The organism is Flavobacterium succinicans (assembly GCF_001662485.1).
Taxonomy (GTDB): Bacteria; Bacteroidota; Bacteroidia; order Flavobacteriales; family Flavobacteriaceae; genus Flavobacterium; species Flavobacterium succinicans_A.
In genome coordinates this window covers 1-882 of record NZ_JMTM01000062.1, presented here as the reverse complement: position 1 = coordinate 882, position 882 = coordinate 1, and the positions used below count along the sequence as shown (strand labels likewise).

General features: G+C 38.9%; 1 protein-coding gene. It reads left to right on the top strand.

The genetic code is table 11. The features are described 5' to 3' along the window. On the top strand, positions 1-882 hold an 882-nt coding region (locus FLB_RS14400; RefSeq protein ID WP_197488958.1), incomplete at both ends, for a hypothetical protein.

The following is an 882-nucleotide window of genomic DNA, read 5'->3' as shown; positions in this document are numbered from 1 at the left end:
GCCGACGAGTTAAAGCAATTAATAGCACAAGTAAGTACTTCTAATCAAGTTAATGGTATAAATGCTAAAATTTTTATCACCGCCAAAGACGATACAAAAGGAATTGCAGAGGTAGAAAAAGCAATTGCTGACTTGGAAAAATCCAACTCTCGTGAAATTTATATTTGGGCAAAAAATTATGTAGCAAATGCCAATTTCGATCTCGACTTAGCCTATGGAAAAGGATTGAGCAGCAAAGAAAAACTTGATTTTGACAACTTTGAAGCTACTATTAAAAAAATAAACAACCAAAAAGAATCATGGCTGGCTTGTTTGAAGTTTGAAGGAACCTATACTTACTTCAACCCTCTTACTGCAATGCTTGACGGACTTGCTGGTCTTATAGGTAAGACTGCAATTCCTGCTAAATACTACAATCCCGATGAACCCGATTACAATCCTCTACCCGCAAAAATATACGCTTATGCTTCAGGTAAAATAATTTCCGAAGCAAACAGCACTGATAAGTACCGCGCAAGTCGACAAGAATTTGCTCTAGTATGTGGCGCATGGAACGGTTTAGTAGGAACTGTAGAAGCCATACCAGCGGGAGTTTCTATGCTAATGAAGCTACAAGGCTCTGCAATAGATGTGATTATCAACCACGATGGTGCTAGAGACAAGCTAATCAAGACCATTAAAAACATTAACAAAGAACAAATAGACCAACTCCTATCAACCATTGGAGATGAAATCGAAAAAGGATACAAAAAATACACCAGCAATCCTTGTTTGGTTTCCTACGCCTCTGGGCAAGCAGTATTTGTGGTTGCCTCTCTATTCATTGGTGCAGGCGAGGCCAATGCCGCCAAAACTTTCCTGCAAACTCTAGAAAAACTAGAT